23 protein-coding genes are annotated in these 20,683 nt (G+C 41.5%); 18 read left to right on the top strand and 5 right to left on the bottom strand.

Annotation, left to right across the window (positions count from 1 at the left end):
* The 4 genes from H5200_RS09790 to H5200_RS09775 all read left to right on the top strand — a co-directional run.
* The coding region (locus H5200_RS09790) for an IS3 family transposase (protein ID WP_182761394.1) at nucleotides 1-95 on the top strand (95 nt) is incomplete at its 5' end.
* Nucleotides 85-702 (top strand): hypothetical protein, encoded by a 618-nt coding sequence (locus H5200_RS09785; protein WP_182761393.1) that lies wholly within the window; start codon nucleotides 85-87, stop codon nucleotides 700-702. The genes H5200_RS09790 and H5200_RS09785, both read left to right, overlap by 11 nt.
* Nucleotides 703-738: 36 nt before the next feature.
* Nucleotides 739-2,052, top strand: coding sequence for an RHS repeat-associated core domain-containing protein (locus tag H5200_RS24355; RefSeq protein WP_220497013.1), 1,314 nt, complete (start codon nucleotides 739-741; stop codon nucleotides 2,050-2,052).
* A gap of 79 nt (nucleotides 2,053-2,131) precedes the next feature.
* On the top strand, nucleotides 2,132-2,626 hold the full coding sequence (locus tag H5200_RS09775) for a hypothetical protein (RefSeq protein WP_182761392.1): 495 nt from the start codon (nucleotides 2,132-2,134) through the stop codon (nucleotides 2,624-2,626).
* Between the two features lie 100 nt (nucleotides 2,627-2,726).
* Here the strand turns inward: H5200_RS09775 and H5200_RS09770 are convergent, their stop codons facing one another.
* Genes H5200_RS09770 through H5200_RS09760 form a run of 3 tightly spaced genes read right to left on the bottom strand, consistent with a single transcriptional unit; the run spans nucleotide 2,727 to nucleotide 5,055 of the window.
* Nucleotides 2,727-3,914: a VWA domain-containing protein gene (locus tag H5200_RS09770; protein ID WP_182761391.1), complete on the bottom strand. Its 1,188-nt coding sequence runs from the start codon at nucleotides 3,912-3,914 to the stop codon at nucleotides 2,727-2,729.
* A gap of 1 nt (nucleotide 3,915) precedes the next feature.
* Nucleotides 3,916-4,764: a MoxR family ATPase gene (locus tag H5200_RS09765; protein WP_182761390.1), complete on the bottom strand. Its 849-nt coding sequence runs from the start codon at nucleotides 4,762-4,764 to the stop codon at nucleotides 3,916-3,918.
* Nucleotides 4,765-4,815: 51 nt separating this feature from the next.
* Complete coding sequence (locus tag H5200_RS09760; protein ID WP_145235257.1) at nucleotides 4,816-5,055, bottom strand: DUF1653 domain-containing protein; 240 nt, start codon at nucleotides 5,053-5,055, stop codon at nucleotides 4,816-4,818.
* Nucleotides 5,056-5,115: 60 nt separating this feature from the next.
* Between H5200_RS09760 and H5200_RS09755 the strand changes: the two genes are divergently transcribed.
* The 11 genes from H5200_RS09755 to rpoS all read left to right on the top strand — a co-directional run bounded on the left by H5200_RS09755 (nucleotide 5,116) and on the right by rpoS (nucleotide 12,768).
* A complete protein-coding gene (locus H5200_RS09755) occupies nucleotides 5,116-5,598 on the top strand; it encodes a DUF2947 domain-containing protein (protein WP_182761389.1) in 483 nt (160 codons plus the stop codon).
* 90 nt (nucleotides 5,599-5,688) lie between these two features.
* Complete coding sequence (locus H5200_RS09750; protein WP_182731534.1) at nucleotides 5,689-6,318, top strand: hypothetical protein; 630 nt, start codon at nucleotides 5,689-5,691, stop codon at nucleotides 6,316-6,318.
* 61 nt (nucleotides 6,319-6,379) lie between these two features.
* On the top strand, nucleotides 6,380-6,670 hold the full coding sequence (gene ftsB, locus H5200_RS09745) for a cell division protein FtsB (protein WP_145235264.1): 291 nt from the start codon (nucleotides 6,380-6,382) through the stop codon (nucleotides 6,668-6,670).
* Nucleotides 6,660-7,361, top strand: a complete 702-nt coding sequence (gene ispD, locus H5200_RS09740; RefSeq protein WP_182761388.1) for a 2-C-methyl-D-erythritol 4-phosphate cytidylyltransferase — start codon at nucleotides 6,660-6,662, stop codon at nucleotides 7,359-7,361. Before ftsB ends, ispD begins: the two co-directional genes overlap by 11 nt.
* Nucleotides 7,358-7,840 (top strand): 2-C-methyl-D-erythritol 2,4-cyclodiphosphate synthase, encoded by a 483-nt coding sequence (ispF, locus tag H5200_RS09735; RefSeq protein WP_182761387.1) that lies wholly within the window; start codon nucleotides 7,358-7,360, stop codon nucleotides 7,838-7,840. The genes ispD and ispF overlap by 4 nt, the downstream gene beginning before the upstream one ends.
* Nucleotides 7,837-8,886 (top strand): tRNA pseudouridine(13) synthase TruD, encoded by a 1,050-nt coding sequence (gene truD, locus H5200_RS09730; protein ID WP_182731531.1) that lies wholly within the window; start codon nucleotides 7,837-7,839, stop codon nucleotides 8,884-8,886. The genes ispF and truD overlap by 4 nt, the downstream gene beginning before the upstream one ends.
* On the top strand, nucleotides 8,867-9,631 hold the full coding sequence (gene surE / locus H5200_RS09725) for a 5'/3'-nucleotidase SurE (RefSeq protein WP_145235272.1): 765 nt from the start codon (nucleotides 8,867-8,869) through the stop codon (nucleotides 9,629-9,631). The genes truD and surE overlap by 20 nt, the downstream gene beginning before the upstream one ends.
* Nucleotides 9,621-10,259, top strand: a complete 639-nt coding sequence (locus H5200_RS09720) for a protein-L-isoaspartate(D-aspartate) O-methyltransferase (RefSeq protein ID WP_145235274.1) — start codon at nucleotides 9,621-9,623, stop codon at nucleotides 10,257-10,259. Before surE ends, H5200_RS09720 begins: the two co-directional genes overlap by 11 nt.
* A 9-nt stretch (nucleotides 10,260-10,268) precedes the next feature.
* Nucleotides 10,269-10,847 (top strand): YqaA family protein, encoded by a 579-nt coding sequence (locus H5200_RS09715; protein ID WP_182761386.1) that lies wholly within the window; start codon nucleotides 10,269-10,271, stop codon nucleotides 10,845-10,847.
* A gap of 40 nt (nucleotides 10,848-10,887) precedes the next feature.
* Nucleotides 10,888-11,712 (top strand): peptidoglycan DD-metalloendopeptidase family protein, encoded by an 825-nt coding sequence (locus H5200_RS09710; RefSeq protein ID WP_182761385.1) that lies wholly within the window; start codon nucleotides 10,888-10,890, stop codon nucleotides 11,710-11,712.
* A 60-nt stretch (nucleotides 11,713-11,772) separates the two neighbouring features.
* Nucleotides 11,773-12,768, top strand: coding sequence for an RNA polymerase sigma factor RpoS (rpoS, locus tag H5200_RS09705; protein WP_145235280.1), 996 nt, complete (start codon nucleotides 11,773-11,775; stop codon nucleotides 12,766-12,768).
* Nucleotides 12,769-12,872: 104 nt separating this feature from the next.
* Here the strand turns inward: rpoS and mutS are convergent, their stop codons facing one another.
* The gene (gene mutS / locus H5200_RS09700) at nucleotides 12,873-15,443 is read right to left on the bottom strand and encodes a DNA mismatch repair protein MutS (protein WP_182761384.1); all 2,571 of its coding nucleotides are present in this window, start codon (nucleotides 15,441-15,443) and stop codon (nucleotides 12,873-12,875) included.
* Between the two features lie 21 nt (nucleotides 15,444-15,464).
* Between mutS and H5200_RS09695 the strand changes: the two genes are divergently transcribed.
* Both H5200_RS09695 and recA read left to right on the top strand, forming a co-directional pair.
* Complete coding sequence (locus tag H5200_RS09695; RefSeq protein ID WP_145235284.1) at nucleotides 15,465-15,953, top strand: CinA family protein; 489 nt, start codon at nucleotides 15,465-15,467, stop codon at nucleotides 15,951-15,953.
* Nucleotides 15,954-16,021: 68 nt separating this feature from the next.
* A complete protein-coding gene (gene recA, locus H5200_RS09690) occupies nucleotides 16,022-17,068 on the top strand; it encodes a recombinase RecA (protein WP_145235287.1) in 1,047 nt (348 codons plus the stop codon).
* A 198-nt stretch (nucleotides 17,069-17,266) separates the two neighbouring features.
* Here recA and H5200_RS09685 read toward each other — a convergent pair whose 3' ends face one another.
* Entirely contained in the window at nucleotides 17,267-18,430 is a 1,164-nt protein-coding gene (locus tag H5200_RS09685) for a DcaP family trimeric outer membrane transporter (protein WP_145235291.1), read from the bottom strand.
* Nucleotides 18,431-18,737: 307 nt separating this feature from the next.
* Here H5200_RS09685 and acs point away from each other — a divergent pair, with 307 nt between their 5' ends.
* On the top strand, nucleotides 18,738-20,678 hold the full coding sequence (acs, locus tag H5200_RS09680) for an acetate--CoA ligase (protein ID WP_182717187.1): 1,941 nt from the start codon (nucleotides 18,738-18,740) through the stop codon (nucleotides 20,676-20,678).
* Nucleotides 20,679-20,683: the final 5 nt, after the last annotated feature.

The following is a 20,683-nucleotide window of genomic DNA, read 5'->3' as shown; positions in this document are numbered from 1 at the left end:
TTGAATACATCGAGGTTGATTATAATCGGACAAGAAGGCACAGTGCTCTCGGGTATCTAAGTCCAGTTAACTTTGAAAATAAAAATGTCGCTTAATGAAGTGTCCAGTCTGGCTGGAGCAGATCAAAATGGTGTCGGACAGTTAACTAAAGTTACTGATTCTACAGGAATTACAGAGTATTTTTATACACCACATGGTGAGATAAAAGAAACAAAACACCTACCAACTGGCACAGACTTTGTACAGATCGTTAAATATAACTATAACAATGTTGGTGATTTATCGCAGCAAACATACCCAAGTGGAATGATTGTAAATTATAGTTATAACTCTATAGGGAATATAATTAGCGTTACTGCTCAAAAAAATAACACAAGCAATATTATTGCAACTAATCTTGATTACTTACCTTATGGCCCTTTAAGTCATTTAGAGTACGGAAATAGCCTAACCCTAGAACAAGGCTATGATAATGCTTATCGGCTGACTAATAAAAAGGTGACTGATACATTTGATAAAAAATATATTTATAACTACCTTAATATTCAGTCAATTGATGACTTATTGCATTCGAGTTTATCGCAAAGTTATGAATATGATTTGATTGATAGGTTAACAAACGCACAAGGCCGCTACGGTGACTTAAGCTACACTTACGACAGTATTAGCAATCGCACAAACAAAGTAGTTAATTCGGTATAAATACCATACACCTACAGCGATGGCGTATTAAACAGCGTGAATGGCGTAAATAGATCATATGATGCTATAGGAAATACGCTTAATGATGGCACAAGAACCTATCAGCACAATCAAGCTGGGCGTTTAATAAAAACTAAATCCGGTACAGTTGAATATGACTACCAATATAATTTTCTTGGTCAACGAACTAACAAACAATGGCAAACAGCTAACTCAAATCAAAACGACCACTGCAAAGTAGTTGAAGTCATTAAAAATGTGAAGGTTCGGTCTGAGCCTGATAAAAACAGTACAAAAGTTGGCTATATAAAAGTCGGGCAAAAGTATGTTGAAACCGGCCTGCAAGGAAATTGGCGACGTATTTGGTATCAAAATGAGCAACGTTGGGTATACGGAAGAGGATATTTAGAGGGATCTATAGAGCAATGTTTTGAAATTGCAAATACTAGAACAGGCAATGTTAATGTCAGAGCAAGTAATACCAGTAGCTCTGAGAAAAGAGGTACAGCACCAGAGGGTTCTATGTGGGTTTTAGATAACTCTCAAGGTGATTGGCTTAGCTTTTGGTATGGTGCAGAGCTCAGTTTTGTTCATAGTAATTATGCTGTTATAGATGAAAAAAACAGTAGTAATCAACGTTATTATCAATATGATTCATCAGGTATGTTAATTGCGGAATTGGATGGCAGTGGTAAACCGTTAATTGAATATATCTATTTAAATGGTAAGCGTATCGCATTTGTAACAGCGGATGAAATTTATTACATCCATACTAACCATTTAGATGCGCCTGTTGCAATAACTAACAGTAATGGCGAACCTGTTTGGACTGGTTACTATACACCTTTTGGTAAGTTAGTTGAAACTAAAAATGAGCTCTCAGAAGAAATGGCATTACGCTTCCCTGGTCAATATGCCGATGCTGAAGCCGGTTTATATTACAACTACTTTAGGGATTACGATCCCGAATTGGGGAGATACATTCAGTCTGACCCGATTGGTTTAGCGGGTGGCATTAATACTTACGAGTATGTTAGTGGTAATCCGGTGAGCTTTATAGATCCATTCGGTTTAGCAAAAATATGTACAAGACCGTTAAATGGATTTAAAGGCTTTAGAACTAGTGGCGTATCAAACACTAATATAGGAATTTTTCATGAGCAGATTTTGTATAAGGATGGAACCAATAGTGGCTTTTCTGGTGATGGGTTGTTCGCTGATGGGTTCGCTTATACAGACTCTGAGACAAGTGCATATTCTTGCAAAAGCAAAGAATATGATGATGCTTTAATGAAAAAAGCAGAAGCTCGCGCTCAAATTTCATTTGACATGAAAACTATAATGTTGTAACTAATAACTGTCAGGATTACGTTGATGAAGTAATAAAACAATATTACAACGTGCTCGCTGATAAACAGAGAATGCAACGGTGAAAATAAAATATATTACACCAATATTGATTTTGTTGTTAATAATGGTACATCCTTTAAATATATATGCCAAATGGCATTTAAAAACATTTTCTGGTGGTTTTGTTTATACACTATTAAACTTAACTTATGTTCCGTATGACTATTATCGGCAAATAGGGGAAGTTTGGGTTGATACAGATGAAAGTAGAACCGAGTATTTAAATCTAAAGCATCGCTATAAAGGAAATTATGGAGTTTATATCGCTAGTGAAGCCGTTCGAAATAAAAATCATACTTTTTCGGCAACAATGAATTGTTTAGATAAAGCAATTGAGCTGGAATCTAGTTTTAGTAATCTTACTGATTTAAATAGAGAAAAAGCTACTTCACTATTAATTGGAATGTATAGCGTAGGTGATGAATTTTCTAGTGAAATTAAATGCTCAATATCAATTAGCGAGAAAACACAGGGCCAGTTTTTTGTCTTTGTTAAGAAGTTGATACATTACTAATAAAAGAAAAGTTGTTTGAATCTAAAGCCTCACTAGCCGACGCTGTTAGGCAAATTAACAATAGAAAGATTAAACTTCTCAGGATTGAGCCACATTAGTTTCAACTCAGCTCTTTAATCGCATTACTTATGCCATCTAAACTCAGTGGGTACATGCGGTTGTTCATTAGCTGCTTTATAAAATCAATTGATTGATAGTAACGCCAGTGTTCAACCGGTTGTGGGTTGAGCCAGGCGACTTTATCAAAGTGATTAGTGATACGGGCAAGCCAAACACTGCCGGGCTCTTCGTTGTAGTGTTCCACTGAGCCGCCGGGGTAGGCAATTTCATACGGGCCCATAGTGGCGTCGCCAACAAAGATCACTTTATAGTCACTAGTGAATTTGTTGATCAGCGTCATAGTGTCGATGACGTTGGAATGGCGGCGCTGATTATCTTGCCATACGTGTTCGTATAAACAGTTATGGAAGTAGTAAAATTCTAAGTGTTTAAACTCGCTATGCGCGGCGCTAAATAATTCTTCACAGGTGTGAATATAGTCATCCATTGAGCCGCCAATATCAAACAGCATCAATACTTTTACCGCGTTGTGGCGCTCTGGTGCCATTTTTACATCCAGCATGCCGCCTTGTTTGGCGGTAGCACGAATGGTCTCGTTTAAATCGAGGGTGTCACTGGCGCCAGTGCGAGCAAACTTGCGCAGTTTTTTAAGGGCGAGCTTAATAGTGCGTGAGCCAATTTCACGATCGGAATCTAGGTTACGGTATTCGCGTTTATCCCATACTTTTACTGCTTGGCGATTGCGGTTGCCGTCTTGACCAATGCGCACGCCCTCAGGGTTATAGCCATACGCGCCAAATGGCGATGTACCACCCGTGCCCACCCATTTATTGCCACCAGCGTGGCGTTTTTGTTGTTCTTCTAGGCGCTCTTTGAGGGTTTTCATTAGCTCATCAAGGCCGCCCATGGCTTTAAGTTGGGCTTTTTCTTCATCGGTTAGGTGTTTTTCAAACTCTTTGCGCAGCCAATCTTCAGGTAAGTTGTGCTGCTGTTTTAAGCTCTCGAGTAAGTCGATATCGGCAATGCCGCTAAAGTAATCAGCAAACGCTTTATCAAACCTGTCAAAGTGGGTTTCGTCTTTAACCATTATGGTACGGGCTAAATAATAAAATCCGTCAACATCGGCAAATACCGCGCCTTTTTTTAGCGCGTTGATCAAATCAAGCAGCTCGCGCAAACTAACAGGTAAACGGTATTCACGCAGTTTGAAGAAAAACGCAACCAACATCTTAACGGCGACTCATAAAGGCAAGTTTTTCAATTAAGCTGATATCTTGTTCATTTTTAAGTAGTGCGCCAAACATTGGCATTAAACCGCCTTTTTGAGTTTTGTCATGCAGAGTTTTTGCATCGATGTCTTCAGCCATAAGCAGTTTTAACCAATCAAGTAACTCGCTGGTGGAAGGCTTTTTCTTAATGCCGTTGACTTCACGTAGATTAAAAAATACTTCTAGCGCTTGGCGAACTAAATCTTGTTTTACGTGTGGGTGGTGAACATCGATAATTTGCTGCATTTCGTCACTAGATGGAAAATCAATGTAATGGAAAAAACAACGGCGTAAAAAGGCATCGGGCAATTCTTTTTCGTTGTTTGAGGTGATGATCACAATAGGGCGTTGTTTTGCGATTACACGCTCACCGGTTTCATAAACATGAAATTCCATTTTATCGAGTTCTAATAGTAAGTCGTTCGGGAATTCGATGTCGGCTTTGTCTATTTCATCAATTAATAATACCGGGCATTTGTTATGTTCTTCACCATAGGTAAATGCCTGCCACAACTTGCCTTTAATAATATAGTTGCCAATGTCGTTTACCCGGGCATCACCTAATTGGCTGTCGCGTAGGCGTGATACCGCATCGTATTCATATAAGCCTTGCTGCGCTTTAGTGGTCGATTTGATATGCCATTGGATAAGTGTGGTGTCTAAGCTTTTAGCCAACTCCTCAGCCAGCATGGTTTTACCTGTGCCGGGCTCGCCTTTGATCAAAAGTGGCTTTTCCAGCAAAATAGCCGCATTAACCGCTTGTTTTAACGCTGAACTTGCGATGTAGTTATCAGTAGAATTAAATTGCACGTAAATACCTATCTGGTCTGAGCAGTAAACAATATGCCTATCATGCCATAGTTAATCGGCTTCACCAAGGTAGCTAAAGCGTGGAATAATTTGGCCGTCTTTCTCGACGGTTTCGCTAAACATACTCAGTGGTCGTGCCCACATGCCAAACTCACCATACAAGGCTTGGTAGATAACTAATTGTTCGTCTGTTTCACTGTGAGTGGCGACGTATAGAACTTTGTACTTTGGGCCTTTGTAGTGTTGGTATATGCCTGATTTGAGGGTATGTGGTTTTATTGCTGTAGTCATGTTTTGATCTCTTGTATAATTTGTCTTTGCACTTTTAATGCTAACTAATTTGCCAATACTATGAACTATATTTCGTTAGATGATTACAAAAAAGCGTGGGTTTTTCGTCATAAAGATGCGCCAGTAACAGAACAAGACCTTGCCTTAATTAAACCTATGAGCCATGAGCGTGCCGCTGTTTTATGGAGCACCATGGTGAGCCGTGAACATGACCATCCTGATTTTTTTGAAAAAACAGACTGGTGTGGTAACGAAGACAATTTCTCGCAAATTATTCACTGGGAAGCAGCATGGGAAGCCGGCGCTGAGCAATTGCCAGCGGAGATCCTTGCGCACTTAGGTTGGCAGGCTAATACTACAGTGTATTTTTGTATCGCCCGCGATAATATTATCGAAACCAGCTTTGATGTGTTTAAACGCAATTGGCAAAATTTTATGTTTTTAGCTGATGGTAGTCTGTTATTAGGTAAGAAACGTGATGAAGTAGTGCAGTTTTTAGAAACTGGCGATGCTAAATTAGGTATAAAGTCACAAGTTAAGTAACCTGAGCTTTGCTTTTGTAAAGAGCAGAGCTTAAAAAGCAGTCAATACTGTGCTATAAAACAAGCAACTAGATGTTTTAGAGTATGATCGTTGGCTGCAAGCGACCCCTTTCAACAAGTCGATATTTGGCAATCAGATACACAACGTGTGCTATATGCACAGTTGTGCAATGCTTTTTATGCGCGGGAAATAGGTCAATTAGTTGTTGAAGTTAATGAACAGCGTTTACGCAAGCGATTAAAAAGTCTTCCTTATTATATAGAACGCGCAGCAACGGCCGTGGTAAATGGTCAAGTTCCTTTTCAGTTAGATCCGCACAATGGCTGTTGGCTTGATAAGCAAAAAGCTCAGCCTCCCAACGCAAAAAATAATGATGATTTTTATCAAACACATAAAAATGTAGGTTTAATTGTTCCGCTTTTACTCAATAGCGCAAATCAAACCCGTGTTGCAATAGACAGCATCGACCAAGTAAGCGACAATAAACTTCATTGTAATGAGCATGGTTGGTTTGACTGCCAAGGTCAGCCGCTTGAAGGGCAGTCGGTGGTGTTATTAAAGCCCACAAAGGCAACAATGGCCGCTGCTTGTTGTGGCCATCAGTGGTCTTTTGATAAACGCACTACACCGCGAACGTTATCACTGAGAGAAATGCTGCTAGCAGGCAATATCAATTGGCGTAATTTAAAACGTCCCCATGTTCGAGTTAAAAAAATATAATACCAGTAGCCTTAATCGCATTATAAATTTGTACTGGTAGAGTAAAATCAAGGAGTGTTTAATGCGACTGTTTCAATTCACGCTGCTGTGCTTAGCGTTATTTGTACAATATCGATTATGGTTTGGCCACAACGGTGTACAAGATTATAGTCGTTTAAAAGCTGCTGTTACTTCACATCACGATACTAATGCTCAATTGATCAAACGTAATAAAGTGCTTAAAGCCGATATTGAAGATTTAAAGCTTGGTCAAGAAGGTGTGGAAGAGCGCGCTCGAAATGAATTAGGGATGATCAAACCCGGCGAAACATTTATTCGTGTTTTACCTGGGCAGCAACAAAATGACAACTAATTATACCCTTGCAGCCATAGTCCCAGCCGCTGGCGTGGGAAGCCGAATGCAACATAGCGCACCGAAGCAATACATTCGCTTGGCTGGTAAAACAATTCTTGAACATACACTTGCTAAACTAGCGCAACTCAAACAGTTAACGACTATTGTAGTAGCCGTCAGCGATGATGATCCTTATTTTGCTGCGCTGGAGTTTATTGATCAGCGCATTGTCCGTGCAAGTGGCGGCAAAGAGCGAGCAGACTCGGTACTTAATGGCTTATTAGCGCTTGCAGATAACCCGCCTGATTGGGTGTTAGTGCATGATGCGGCAAGGCCACTGGTTACGCTGGCTGATATTGAGTGCTTACTTAGTGAATGTATTAACGCTGATGAGGGCGGTATATTAGCAAGCAAAGTGAAAGATACCATTAAGCGCGGTGCAACTCATAGCCAACAAACAGTGCCACGGGATGACTTATGGCAGGCGTTGACCCCGCAATTATTTAAGTACCACGATTTAACGCAGGCATTGCAAACTGCGCTTGCTCAGCAGGTTACGATCACCGACGAAGCATCGGCAATAGAATGGGCGAATAAGCCCGTAAAGCTAGTGGCTGGGCGTAGCGATAATATTAAAATAACCACTCCAGAAGATTTAGATTTAGCCAACTTTTTACTCCAAAAACAACACAGTGAGAATGCATCATGATTCGTATAGGCCATGGCTTCGATGTCCATAAATTTGGTGGCGAAGGCCCGTTAACTATTTGTGGTGAAAAGATTGCTTACCCACAAGGCTTTTTAGCGCACTCTGATGGTGATGTTGCGATCCATGCACTATGCGATGCTATTTTAGGCTCATTAGCAATGGGCGATATTGGCAAGCACTTTCCTGATACCGCCATTGAATATGAGAATATAGATAGCCGTATTTTATTACGCCATGTTGTTGATTTAGCTAAGCAGCAAGGCTATGTACTGGGTAATGCGGATGTAACGATAGTAGCGCAAGCGCCAAAAATGCTGCCGCATATTCAAGCCATGCGTAAGAATTTAGCCGCTGATTTAAATGCTGAACTGGACCAGGTAAATGTCAAAGCAACAACCACTGAAAAGCTCGGTTTTGAAGGGCGAAAAGAAGGTATTTCAAGTCATGCAGTGGTTATCATGAGCAAGCAATCACTATGAGCGAGTTAAATTATTTATACGGTGCACCACTATCTAAAGCTGATTTTAAAACCACTGCTGAAGATTTTATGGTGGACGAAGACTTAGGCATCGAATTTACCGGCAGTGGTGAACACGTCTGTTTACAGGTCGTTAAAAAAGGCGAAAATACCCAATACGTTGCTAAATTACTTGCCCAAAAAGCGGGGATTTCGCCACGTGATGTCAGCTTCGCTGGTATGAAAGATCGCCACGGAGTATGTAGTCAGTGGTTTAGTGTGCCAGTACCCATTAAAAAAGACATTGATTTTACTGAGCTAAACAGTGAATCACTGTTTATCATTGCTCAGCAACGGCATAATCGTAAGCTGCGGACTGGCTGCCACAAAGGTAATAAATTCAGCATTATTCTGCGTAATGTAACTCAGCCGTTAGACATTCTTTGTCGTATCAACGCGGTACGCGCCGGGGTGCCTAACTATTTTGGCGAACAACGCTTTGGTCACGATGGTCATAATTTAGTGATGGCTAAAAAGATGTTTGCCGGTGAGCGCATTCGTGACAAAAAACTACGTGGTTTAATTATCTCTGCTGCACGTTCTTATGTGTTTAATCAAATAGTGAATTTGCGTGTTGCTGAGCACGGCTTAGCTAAAACCATGCACCGTGAAGTGTTTATGCTCAGTGGTAGCAATGCATTTTTTGAAGATGCCATTAGCGATGAAAATATCGCTCGTCTTGCCTCTGGCGATATTATGATGTCTGCGCCATTGGTCGGCACTAGCGAAAAAGGCCTCACCGAACAAGAAAAAATATGGCTAGAGCCGTATCAAGATTGGTGTGAAGGGCTTGGTAAGTTAGGGCTGAAAAATGAGCGCAGAATGTTGCGTTTGATCCCACAAGATTTAACCGTTGAAACGATTGATGAAACTACCATTAAATTGAGCTTTGGTTTACCCAAAGGCACCTTTGCCACGGCATTGTTACGTGAGCTGGTGGATTACACAGATGCAAGCCCACGAGTACATAAAGAACAGGACGCTGAAAATGAAAATTCTTCTAAGTAACGATGATGGTGTTAATGCAAAAGGTATTGCAGTGTTGTATCAGGCATTGACGCAAATTGCAGACGTAACGTTAGTTGCACCTGATCGCAATTGCAGTGGCGCAAGTAACTCACTGACGCTACTTAATCCACTGCGTGCTACCACGCTAGATAACGGGTTTATTTCGGTCAATGGTACGCCCACTGATTGTGTACATTTGGGCGTGAATGAATTACTTAATGAAAAGCCCGATTTAGTTGTGGCTGGCATTAATCATGGCGCGAATTTAGGTGACGATACTTTGTACTCAGGGACTGTTGCAGCAGCAACCGAAGGACGTCATTTAGGCTTGCCCGCAGTGGCGGTGTCTTTGTGCTCAAAAGAAGGCAATCATTTTGAAACGGCAGCAGCGGTGACTGTCAGCATAATTAAAGAGCTGGCGTCACATCCATTGCCAAAAGATCAAATCATCAACATTAATGTGCCAGATATTCCGTTATCTGAGCTAAAAGGCGTGCAAGTAACGCGTTTAGGTGCGCGTCATAAAGCAGAAACCATGACTAAACAACAAGATCCATGGGGACGAGACATTTATTGGTATGGGGTTTTAGGTGCCGAAAGTGATGCCGGAGAAGGTACAGACTTTTATGCTATCAATAATGGCTATGCATCGGTTACGCCACTAAGTGTTGATATGACTGCGAAAGATAGTTTGGCTGCGGTTGGTGAGTGGCTTAAAACAATGGAGATCAACGGTGCTGGCTAATTATACTCGAAGTGCCCGTGCGCTCGCTGACCTATTACAGCGTGAAGGTGTTGAAGATAAATTGGTACTCAGCGCTATTGCTGATATTCCACGTCATGTATTTGTTGATGATGTACTTAAGCATAAAGCGTATCAAAATACGGCGTTGCCAATAGGTCAAGGACAAACAATTTCACAGCCATATATTGTTGCCCGTATGACCGAGTTACTGCGTTTGGCTGGCGTGCGCGATAAAGTACTTGAGATAGGCACGGGTTCAGGCTATCAAACAGCGGTGCTGGCGAAAACCTTTTCAAAAGTATTTTCGGTAGAACGAATTAAAGCGTTACAATGGCAGGCTAAGCGCCGTTTACATAACCTAGACTTATACAACGTTTCCATGAAACATGGCGATGGTTGGCAAGGCTGGCAGTCACAAGCGCCGTTTGATGGCATCATTGTAACCGCCGCTGCATCGCAAGTCCCGCAGGCATTACTTGATCAACTCAGTGATGGTGGGGTGATGATTGCGCCAATCGGTAATGAAGATCAACAACTGGTTATGGTTGTGCGCGAAGGCGAAAAATTTACTCAACATGTTATTGCGCCAGTTAGATTTGTACCTTTAGTCCCTGGCGACATTGAATAGGAAGTCACTTTGAAATTGTTTACTAAGTTATACGATATGGCATTAGTGTGGGCAAAACATCGCCACGCAGAGCGTTATTTAGCTGGGATGAGTTTTGCTGAATCGGTTATTTTTCCTATTCCACCCGATGTAATGCTCGCGCCGATGTCGCTTGCACAACCGAGCAAAGCATGGCGCTATGCTACTTTTGCTACAGTTGCTTCGGTGCTTGGCGGTATTTTAGGTTATTTGCTCGGATTTTGGTTGTTTGAACCTGTAGTAGAGCCATTAATAGCGCAAATGGGTTGGCAAGAAAAGTTTAATACCGCTTTAAGCTGGTTTAAAGATTATGGCGTATGGGTGGTGTTTTTAGCCGGTTTTTCGCCAATACCCTATAAAGTATTTACTATTGGTGCTGGGCTTTTGCACATGGCGTTTTTACCTTTTTTATTAGCTTCTGCTGTCGGGCGTGGTGCGCGATTCTTTTTAGTTTCAGCGCTAATGAAGTGGGGCGGAGTAAAAATGGAGCAAAAATTACGTCAATATATTGAGGTACTTGGCTGGGGGGTAGTGATTTTAGTGGTGGTTGCATACTTTTTATTACGTTAAGCATCTAAATAACTACTTTTAGCACAAGGAGCAAAACACCATGAATAAACAGTACGTCTTCTATGTTACTTTATTTACAAGTGTTTTGCTCAGTGCCTGCTCATCTCGACATGCCCCCGCTCCGGTCAGTAGTTTAAATACCAGTGTTAAACCTTATACTAGTAAAGTAAATATTAATGGTGACCGCTACACGGTTAAAAAAGGTGATACGTTATACTCGATAGCCTTTAGCGCCCAGCAAGATTTCCGCACGTTGGCAAAAAATAATGGCATACCAGCCCCTTACATAATCCAACCGGGGCAAACAATTTCTTTTAAAAATGTACCTGAAAAAATAAAAAAGCATAAAAAATATACGAAACCGAGTAAGAAGTCTACAAGTGACATACAAAAAAATAACAAAAAATTAAAGAAAGAGCTTGATCAGCCAAAACAACGAGAGTATGTTCAAAAACAAGCCAATAGGAAAATTAGTAAAAATAACAGTTTGTCCTCGACCCAAGTTAAGTGGTCGTGGCCAGCTAAAGGAACAGTAACTCAGCGTTTTTCAACCAAGGAAAGCGGTTATAAAGGGTTACAAATTACTAATAAAAAAGGTGTCGCTGTTTTTGCCGCAGCACAAGGGACTGTAGTTTATGCGGGTAATGCACTTAGAGGATACGGTAATTTAATTATTTTGAAACATAATGATGATTATCTTAGTGCCTATGCACATAACTCTAAGTTGCTAGTTAAAGAAAAACAGGATGTGAAAGCTGGGCAAAAAATAGCCGAGATTGGCAGTTCAGACTCTGAAGTGACGGCATTGCGTTTTGAAATCCGTTACCGAGGACAAGCTGTTAATCCTGAGAAGTATTTGCCTTAGCTATCGGTCGGGTATTGATCATAGTGATATAAGATCACTTGTTTGCTTGAGGGTACGCTCATGGGTAACACAGCAAAAATAGAAAAAACGAAAGATGCGATTGATGATAAATTTGATGATATAGCTGTCGCTGATACAGACTCTGAATTATTAGATGACGTCGATAAAGATGATGATAAAGAAGATGAAATATTTGCCAAAGAGGAAATCACTAAGAATTTAGATGCGACTCAGCTGTATTTAGGTGAAATTGGTTTTTCGCCATTATTAAGTGCTGAAGAAGAAGTCTTTTTTGCTCGCAAAGCATTAAAAGGCTGTAGCGCTTCTCGTAAACGAATGATTGAAAGTAATTTACGTTTAGTTGTTAAAATCGCCCGCCGTTATAATAATCGTGGCCTTGCGTTACTTGATTTAATTGAAGAAGGTAATCTTGGTTTGATCCGCGCCGTTGAAAAATTTGATCCTGAACGTGGTTTTAGATTTTCGACCTATGCGACTTGGTGGATCCGTCAAACAATTGAACGCGCCATCATGAATCAAACCCGCACAATTCGCTTACCAATCCATGTAGTGAAAGAACTTAACGTTTATTTACGCACCGCACGTGAACTAACGCAAAAGCTGGACCATGAGCCCACTGCCGAAGAAATTGCAGCGTGTTTAGACCGACCAGTTGAAGACGTAACTAAAATGCTGCGTTTAAACGAGAAAATCACCTCTGTAGATACACCTATTGGTGGTGAAAACGATAAAGCATTGTTAGATATTATTGCCGATGAAAAAGGCTTTGGCCCGGAAGGCGAAGTACAAAATAATGATATCAATAAGCACATTGTAGACTGGTTAGGTGAGCTTAATCCTAAGCAACGTGAAGTGCTTGCACGTCGTTTTGGTTTGTTAGGTTATGAGCCATCAACACTTGAAGATGTGGGTCGTGAAATCGGTTTAACGCGTGAGCGAGTAAGACAAATTCAAGTAGAAGCACTGCGCCGCTTAAAAGATATTTTGCAGCATGAAGGATTAAGCACTGATAGCTTGTTTGATCAGTTTTCATAACACTGACTGATACAGCAATAGACGCAGCAACACAAACACACACAGAAAATAATTATTAAAAGCTGAAGAGCTAACTCTTCAGCTTTTTTTGTGCTTAAAGCATGCTACAGCAGCGATTTTAGCTTATATAGTAAATCTTGAGCTTGGCGTGGGCTTAAGTTATCTAGGTCAACCTCAGCGAGTTGTGCTTCTACCTGTGATGGTTCAGCTGCAAACAATGATGGCTGTACTGCATTGATATCAGCAGTGACTGGCTGATGATTCTCCAGCATTTTAAGCTTTTGTTTTGCCTGCTTTATAACTGCTTTTGGCACCCCAGCTAAGGCCGCTACTTGCAAGCCAAAACTTTTACTTGCGGCACCATCAAGTACGGTATGCATAAAGGCGATTGTGTCGTTGTGCTCTATCGCATCTAAGTGAACATTCACCAGCCCCGCTTGTTGCTCGGCTAGTTCGGTAAGTTCAAAATAATGGGTTGCGAATAAAGTTTTAGCGGATATTTTTGATGCTAAATGATCCGCTGTTGCATAAGCTAATGATAGACCATCGTAGGTACTCGTCCCTCGGCCAATTTCATCCATTAATACCAGTGACTGCGCGGTAGCATTGTTTAAAATAGTGGCTGTTTCGGTCATTTCGACCATGAAGGTTGAGCGACCTGATGCTAAGTCATCACTGGCGCCAATACGTGTAAATATACGGTCGATATTACCAATCTTAGCGCTGTCTGCTGGTACAAAGCTACCAATGTGTGCCATTAACACAATCAGTGCAGTTTGGCGCATATAGGTTGATTTACCGCCCATATTTGGCCCCGTAATGATCAGCATTTTACGCTGAGCACTAAGCTCTACAGGATTGGCAATGAAAGGATCTTTCATTACTTGTTCAACAACTGGGTGGCGACCTTGCTTAATACTAATGTCATCGTTATCGCACAGTAGCGGTTTTGCATAGTTCAATGCAATTGCACGCTCGGCAAGGTTATTTAGCACATCTAAATCTGCCAGTGCTGCCGCCATTATTTGTAGCTGTTCAATGTGCGGGGCAATAAATTCAAACAGTTGTTCGTAAAGTTGCTTTTCAAGCGCCAGAGCTTTTGATTGGCTACCTAACACTTTATCTTCATGTTCTTTAAGCTCTGGAATTATATAACGTTCGTTATTTTTAAGCGTTTGGCGACGAATATAATCAGCGGGCACTAAATGTGCGTTGGCACGACTTACTTCAATAAAAAAGCCATGCACACGGTTATAACCGATTTTAAGGGTGCTAATACCGGTGCGTTCACGCTCGCGCTGTTCGAGTTGTTCAAGAATGTCGGTAGCGCCTTGGCTGAGTGAACGCCATTCATCGAGTTCACTGTTGTAACCCGGTGCAATTACGCCACCATCACGAATAAGTACCGGTGGGTTTTCAATCACTGCTTGCTCAAGTAATTGCTGTAAATCAGGTAATTCAGGAGATTGCGCGATGATCTGACTAATGCGAGGATCGCTGGCATCGGTTAATAGCTGGTGCAGTGGAGCTAGGGCTTGTAGTGCGCTACGCAGACGGGTTAAATCGCGCGGACGAGCGGTCCACAATGCTAAACGAGCAATAACCCGCTCAATATCACCTATTTGTTTTAACGACTCATGTAGCTCACCACACAGCTGTACATCGATAATGGCACTAATCGCATTAAGGCGAGCGTTAAGCTCAGGTTTAGAACGTATTGGTGTATGAATACGACGCTTTAATAGCCGTGAGCCCATCGCTGTTGCTGTTTTATCAAGTACTTGTGCTAAGGTGTTTTCAAAGCCACCAGAGAGGTTAACGGTCAACTCTAAATTTTTACGGGTGGCAGCATCTAAGATTACTGCATGTTCGTTATGTTCTAATGTGATGGCGCGAATATGGGGTAGAGCAATACGTTGCGTGTCTTTCACATATTGCATAAGGCAACCGGCGGCAACTAATGCAGCAGTTGCTTTATCAACCCCAAAACCGACTAAATCTTTGGTGCCAAACTGCTCGCATAACAAATGTTGTGCAGTGTCTAAGTCAAACTCCCATTCAGGACGACGGCGAATACCTTTGATATGCTCAATCAAATGAAAGTTGGCAAAGTCTTCGCTATAGAGTAACTCTGCTGGTGCTAAGCGTTGTAAAGTTGAACTAAATGCTTCTTCAGTATTTACTTCAACAATATTAAAACGGCCTGAGTTAATATCTAAGTAAGCAATGCCATACACGCCTTTTTTACTTTGCCAAACACTGGTCAGTAAATTATCTTGGCGCTCTTGTAATAGTGCTTCATCAGAAATGGTGCCAGGGGTAACAATGCGTACAACTTTGCGCTCAACAGGCCCTTTGCTGGTTGCAGGGTCGCCCACCTGTTCACAAATAGCGACGGATTCACCCATTTGTACCAAACGAGCTAAATAGTTCTCTACCGCATGATAAGGGACGCCTGCCATAGGAATAGGATCACCGCCGGCTTTACCACGGTGAGTTTGTGAAATATCAAGCAGTTGTGCTGCACGTTTTGCATCATCAAAAAATAGCTCGTAAAAATCGCCCATGCGATAAAACAGTAAAATATCACGATGCTCAGATTTTATTTTTAGATACTGCTGCATCATCGGAGTTTGTTGACTTATATTGTGCGGTGCATAAAGATCGAACGACATGTATTTACCCAAAGGCTGAATATGGAATTACATCAAGAGATTAAAACACTTGCTGCGCAGTTAGGCGCTATTTTAACGGATAAACGCTTATGGATCACTAGTGCTGAATCATGTACTGGTGGTGGAGTGAGTTATGCGTTAACAGATACCCCTGGCAGCTCAGCTTATATTGACCGTGCATTTGTAACATACAGTAATCAAGCTAAGCAGGATTTACTAGGGGTTACAGAGCAAACCTTAACTTTATACGGCGCAGTGAGTGAGCAAACTGTTTTGCAAATGGCCGCGGGTGCGTGTAAGGCCGCAGGGGCAGATATTTCGGTTGCAGTATCGGGGATTGCAGGTCCAGGTGGTGGCAGTACAGAAAAACCAGTAGGTTTAGTATGGTTTTGTATTCAAATTGGCGAGAAACAGTATCCGAGCCAACAGATATTCGCAGGCGATAGAGCGCAAGTTAGGTTGCAAGCTATTGTTTACTCATTAAAAACCATTATAGAAAAGATAAATTAATAAAATTAGCTTGATACTGTGATTTCATACAGTATACTTGTCTGCATTAGCCGGATTTGGAGAGTAAAATGAACGATAACAAACAAAAAGCGTTGGACGCTGCTTTATCTCAAATTGAACGTCAATTTGGTAAAGGCTCAATAATGAAATTGGGTGACAATAAAGCGTTAGATATTGATGCTATATCAACAGGCTCTCTGGGCATTGATATCGCATTAGGCATAGGTGGTTTACCTATGGGGCGTATTGTTGAGATATATGGCCCTGAATCATCAGGTAAAACAACGCTAACATTACAAGTTATTGCTGAAGCACAAAAAGAAGGTAAAACCTGTGCTTTCGTTGATGCTGAGCATGCACTTGATCCAATTTATGCCCAAAAATTGGGTGTAAATATTGATGAGTTATTAGTTTCACAACCTGATACAGGTGAACAAGCACTTGAAATTTGTGACATGTTAGTACGCTCAAGCGCTGTTGATGTGGTTGTTGTCGATTCGGTTGCGGCATTAACACCGAAAGCTGAAATTGAAGGCGACATGGGTGATTCACACATGGGCCTACAAGCACGTTTAATGTCACAAGCATTACGTAAGCTAACTGGTAATATCAAACGTTCAAACACTTTATGTATTTTCATTAACCAAATCCGTATGAAAATTGGTGTTATGTTTGGTAACCCAGAAACCACTACTGGTGGTAACGCACTTAAATTCTACGCGTCAGTACGTTTAGATATTCGTCGTATCGGTTCTGTTAAAGAGGGCGACGAAGTGGTGGGTAACGAAACCCGCGTTAAAGTGGTGAAAAACAAAGTTGCTCCTCCGTTTAAGCAAGCTGAATTTATCATCATGTATGGTGAAGGCATCTCTAAGCATGGCGAGCTAATTGACTTAGGTGTTAAGCATAAGCTAGTTGAAAAAGCAGGTGCTTGGTATAGCTACAATGGTAGTAAAGTTGGTCAAGGTAAATCAAACTCAATTAAGTTCTTGAAAGAGAACCCTGAGATCTCTAATGAGATTGAAGGTAAGTTACGTGATATGTTGCTATTAAAAGCAACAATTAAGCCTGACGATGTTGAAGATACAGTGTTAGCAGATGATGCTGAGCTTTAAAAGTATTTAATAAGCGCGATTTGACCCGCACTTAACATTAAAAAAGCCGCTAAATAATATTTAGCGGCTTTTTTGTATTTGTAACAGCCAATACCTTAAGCCAATTGGGTGTAGATAATTTAACTTTGATAAGGTATATCACAGGCATAAAAAAGCGGCCAAAGCCGCTTAAGGAAGTAATATAATTTTAGTTTTAGCTTAGAACGCGTATTTAACTGAGAACTGCAGGCGATCTAAATCACCATCAACGCCACTTTCTGTTTCACGTTCTGCATGCTTTAACTCAGCACCAAACGTTAAACGTTTAACTGGTGAGTATAAAATATTAGCGCTATAGCTTTGGCTAGATTCAGTTGGGTCACCGGTAATCGTAAGCAAATCAGTGTTATTGTCTGCTGAGAAGAACGAGTAAAGGAATGTTGAGCGCCATTGGTTATTCCAATTGTGCTGGTAAGCGATAAACCCTGATGTAGAGTCAATTGCATCTAGCTCATCACCATTAAGCACTGCACCATGCGCAACATTTAAGCCAACGTAACGACCTAAGCCTTTACCTTGGGTAAGCATAAATTTAACGTTGTCTTGGCCAACTTTAAACATACCTGATGCACTAATACCAATTGATGTTTCATCAGCGTCAAGGCCGCCCACTTTATAAGTAAGTTGACGAGCAAGCGCTGCAACCACTAAGTTACCCCAATCAGCAGTATGTGTGTAACGTGCTGTGAAATCCGGTAATGATGCATCATCGGTTACAGCCATACCATTTGAAGTTGTAATTGTACTTTCAGGGTTTTCTAACGAGAAAGACCATGCGCCAGTTGTGTATTTAACTTGTGCTTGGCGAACAAATACCGTGCCTTCAGCTGGACCTACAAAATCAAGAGTTTCAGGCAGTGCACCAACATTTTGGAAGTTTGACCATGTTTGACCAAATAACCAGCCGTCGTAAGAAATAAATGCGTGGCGAATACGTGGCGCGTATGAGTTAGATACGCGCTCATTACCGCCAGCAGCAGATGCTAAAAAGTCTATTTCGATTTTACTACTTATGGTTTTGCCGTTGTCTAGGAGTGTTGATGTGCCAAAATTAAAACGAGACTGACGTGCGTGCATATCAAATACAGCATCAGAGTTGTTGTCGGCACCGACTGTTAATGTACTTGGTACATAAAAGTCACGCCCTACATTTGTACCTGCAGGCGCACCAGCTGAATAATCACTCCACATTGCATCGAGTTTTATATAACCGCCATAAGTCACATCAGTGCCACCGATGGTTGCGGCTTGTGCTGTTGCTGAAAGCGCGCACAATACGGCTGTGGCAGTAAGTGTTTTTAATACTGTTGATTTTGTTGTCATAGTCAAAGTCCTATTCGGGGCTGCTTGTTGCATTATTATACTTGTGGTGTGATACCACTTTTGATTAAGTATGCTTTTTACTCAATTACCTATTGGTCTATTAGACTAAGGTGGCAAGCTTGCCATCTCAGTATAAACATATCATTAACATTTTGTATTGATAGCGTAAAATGATGAAATTTTAAAACAATTTGAGCGTACAGTGAAATAAATCAAAGATAATACAACTAAGGTCTAATACTTTCGCCCGCTATGCTGGGTGATCCTTAAGATAGGCCTTAGGCAAGTAATTAAAATGGAGACGACTATGTCACAAAGTATCTATCCAGTTCCTGCACATATCAAGAATGCAGCCTTAGTTGATAACGATAAATATAATACACTTTACAAGCAATCTATTGATGATCCAGAAGGTTTTTGGGCAGAGCACGGTAAACGTCTCGATTGGTCAACACCTTTTACTAAAGTAAAAAACACCTCGTTTGATAAAGGCCATATCAGTATTAAATGGTATGAAGATGGTGAGCTTAATGCTTCGTATAACTGTATTGACCGCCATCTGGCAACTAAAGCAGATAAAACGGCATTGATCTGGGAAGGCGACGATCCTTCGCAAAGTGAACATATTTCTTATCAACAGCTGCATGACGAAGTGGCAAAATTTGCCAACGGTTTGAAAAAACTCGGTGTTAAAAAAGGCGATCGTATTGCTATTTACATGCCTATGTCACCGCAAGCTGTTTATGCAATGCAAGCATGTGCGCGTTTAGGTGCAATTCACTCGGTAGTCTTTGGTGGTTTCTCACCATCAGCAATTGCTGATCGTATTAAAGATTCTGGTGCTAAAATTGTTATTACTTCTGATGAAGGGCGTCGTGCAGGCAATACAGTGCCGCTGAAAGCAAATGTTGATGAAGCCGTTGCACAACAGTCGGTCACTACCATCGAACACGTTGTTGTACATCAGTTAACGGGTGGCGAGGTACAATGGCATGAACATGATGTATGGTGGCATGATTTAGTTGCTGATCAAGCCCCAGACTGTGCACCAGAACCGATGAATGCAGAAGATCCACTCTTTATTCTTTACACTTCAGGTTCAACAGGTCAGCCTAAAGGGGTGGTTCATACGACTGGTGGTTATTTAGTATATGCATCGATGACTCACGAATATGTATTTGATCTAAAAGAAGATGATATCTTTTGGTGTAGCGCCGATGTGGGCTGGATCACAGGTCACAGTTACATTGCTTACGGCCCATTAGTTAATGGCTGTACGCAAGTCTTATTTGAAGGTGTACCCACTTACCCAACCGCAGGACGTATGGGTGAAGTAGTCGATAAGCATAACGTTACAATTTTATACACAGCGCCAACGGCAATTCGTGCACTGATGGCCAAAGGCGATGAACCAACAGCGACCTCAAACCGCGATAGCCTACGTATTTTGGGCTCGGTGGGGGAGCCAATCAACCCAGAAGCATGGACTTGGTATTACGAAAACATGGGTAAAGGTAACTGCCCAATTGTTGATACTTGGTGGCAAACTGAAACTGGTGGCATCATGATCACACCTTTACCAGGTGCAATTGATATGAAACCTGGTTCTGCAACCCGTCCATTCTTTGGTATTGCGCCAGCATTATTTGATGCTGAAGGTAATGCTCTGGAAGGCGCAGTTGATGGTAACTTAGTTATTCTTGATAGCTGGCCATCACAAGCTCGTACAGTTTACGGCGATCATGAACGTTTTGAACAAACTTACTTCTCTGCTTATCCGGGTGTGTACTTTACTGGAGACGGTTGTCGCCGTGATGAAGATGGTTACTACTGGATCACCGGCCGTGTTGATGATGTATTAAACGTATCAGGACATCGCTTAGGTACTGCCGAGATTGAAAGTGCACTGGTTGCTCACCCTGCGGTTGCCGAAGCTGCTGTAGTAGGTTACCCGCACGATATTAAAGGCCAAGGTATTTATGTTTACCTAACGCCAAACGAAGGTATAACGGTCAGTGACGAATTAACCAAAGAAGTTCGTAACTGGGTTCGTAAAGAGCTTAGCCCAATTGCATCGCCAGATATGATCCAATGGTCACCAGGCTTACCGAAAACGCGCTCTGGTAAGATCATGCGCCGTATTTTACGTAAGATCGCTGCAAATGAGCACGAGCAATTAGGTGATACCTCAACACTTGCAGACCCTGGTGTGGTTGATGAATTAATCGAGAACCGATTAAATCGTTAAATATG

The organism is Pseudoalteromonas sp. SG43-7, assembly GCF_014164295.1.
GTDB classification, from domain to species: Bacteria; Pseudomonadota; Gammaproteobacteria; order Enterobacterales; family Alteromonadaceae; genus Pseudoalteromonas; species Pseudoalteromonas rhizosphaerae.
The sequence above is the reverse complement of the archived record's forward strand: the minus strand, read 5'-3'. Positions and strand labels throughout refer to the sequence as shown.

Bases quoted from the DNA above. Each gene is read 5' to 3' on its own strand.
- H5200_RS09785 (WP_182761393.1), top strand. From the start codon at position 85: ATGTCGCTTAATGAAGTGTCCAGTCTGGCTGGAGCAGATCAAAATGGT.
- H5200_RS09770 (WP_182761391.1), bottom strand. From the start codon at position 3,914: ATGTTGGTTGCGTTTTTCTTCAAACTGCGTGAATACCGTTTACCTGTT.
- H5200_RS09760 (WP_145235257.1), bottom strand. From the start codon at position 5,055: ATGACTACAGCAATAAAACCACATACCCTCAAATCAGGCATATACCAA.
- H5200_RS09755 (WP_182761389.1), top strand. From the start codon at position 5,116: ATGAACTATATTTCGTTAGATGATTACAAAAAAGCGTGGGTTTTTCGT.
- ftsB (WP_145235264.1), top strand. From the start codon at position 6,380: ATGCGACTGTTTCAATTCACGCTGCTGTGCTTAGCGTTATTTGTACAA.
- ispD (WP_182761388.1), top strand. From the start codon at position 6,660: ATGACAACTAATTATACCCTTGCAGCCATAGTCCCAGCCGCTGGCGTG.
- ispF (WP_182761387.1), top strand. From the start codon at position 7,358: ATGATTCGTATAGGCCATGGCTTCGATGTCCATAAATTTGGTGGCGAA.
- truD (WP_182731531.1), top strand. From the start codon at position 7,837: ATGAGCGAGTTAAATTATTTATACGGTGCACCACTATCTAAAGCTGAT.
- surE (WP_145235272.1), top strand. From the start codon at position 8,867: ATGAAAATTCTTCTAAGTAACGATGATGGTGTTAATGCAAAAGGTATT.
- H5200_RS09710 (WP_182761385.1), top strand. From the start codon at position 10,888: ATGAATAAACAGTACGTCTTCTATGTTACTTTATTTACAAGTGTTTTG.
- rpoS (WP_145235280.1), top strand. From the start codon at position 11,773: ATGGGTAACACAGCAAAAATAGAAAAAACGAAAGATGCGATTGATGAT.
- mutS (WP_182761384.1), bottom strand. From the start codon at position 15,443: ATGTCGTTCGATCTTTATGCACCGCACAATATAAGTCAACAAACTCCG.
- H5200_RS09695 (WP_145235284.1), top strand. From the start codon at position 15,465: ATGGAATTACATCAAGAGATTAAAACACTTGCTGCGCAGTTAGGCGCT.
- recA (WP_145235287.1), top strand. From the start codon at position 16,022: ATGAACGATAACAAACAAAAAGCGTTGGACGCTGCTTTATCTCAAATT.
- H5200_RS09685 (WP_145235291.1), bottom strand. From the start codon at position 18,430: ATGACAACAAAATCAACAGTATTAAAAACACTTACTGCCACAGCCGTA.
- acs (WP_182717187.1), top strand. From the start codon at position 18,738: ATGTCACAAAGTATCTATCCAGTTCCTGCACATATCAAGAATGCAGCC.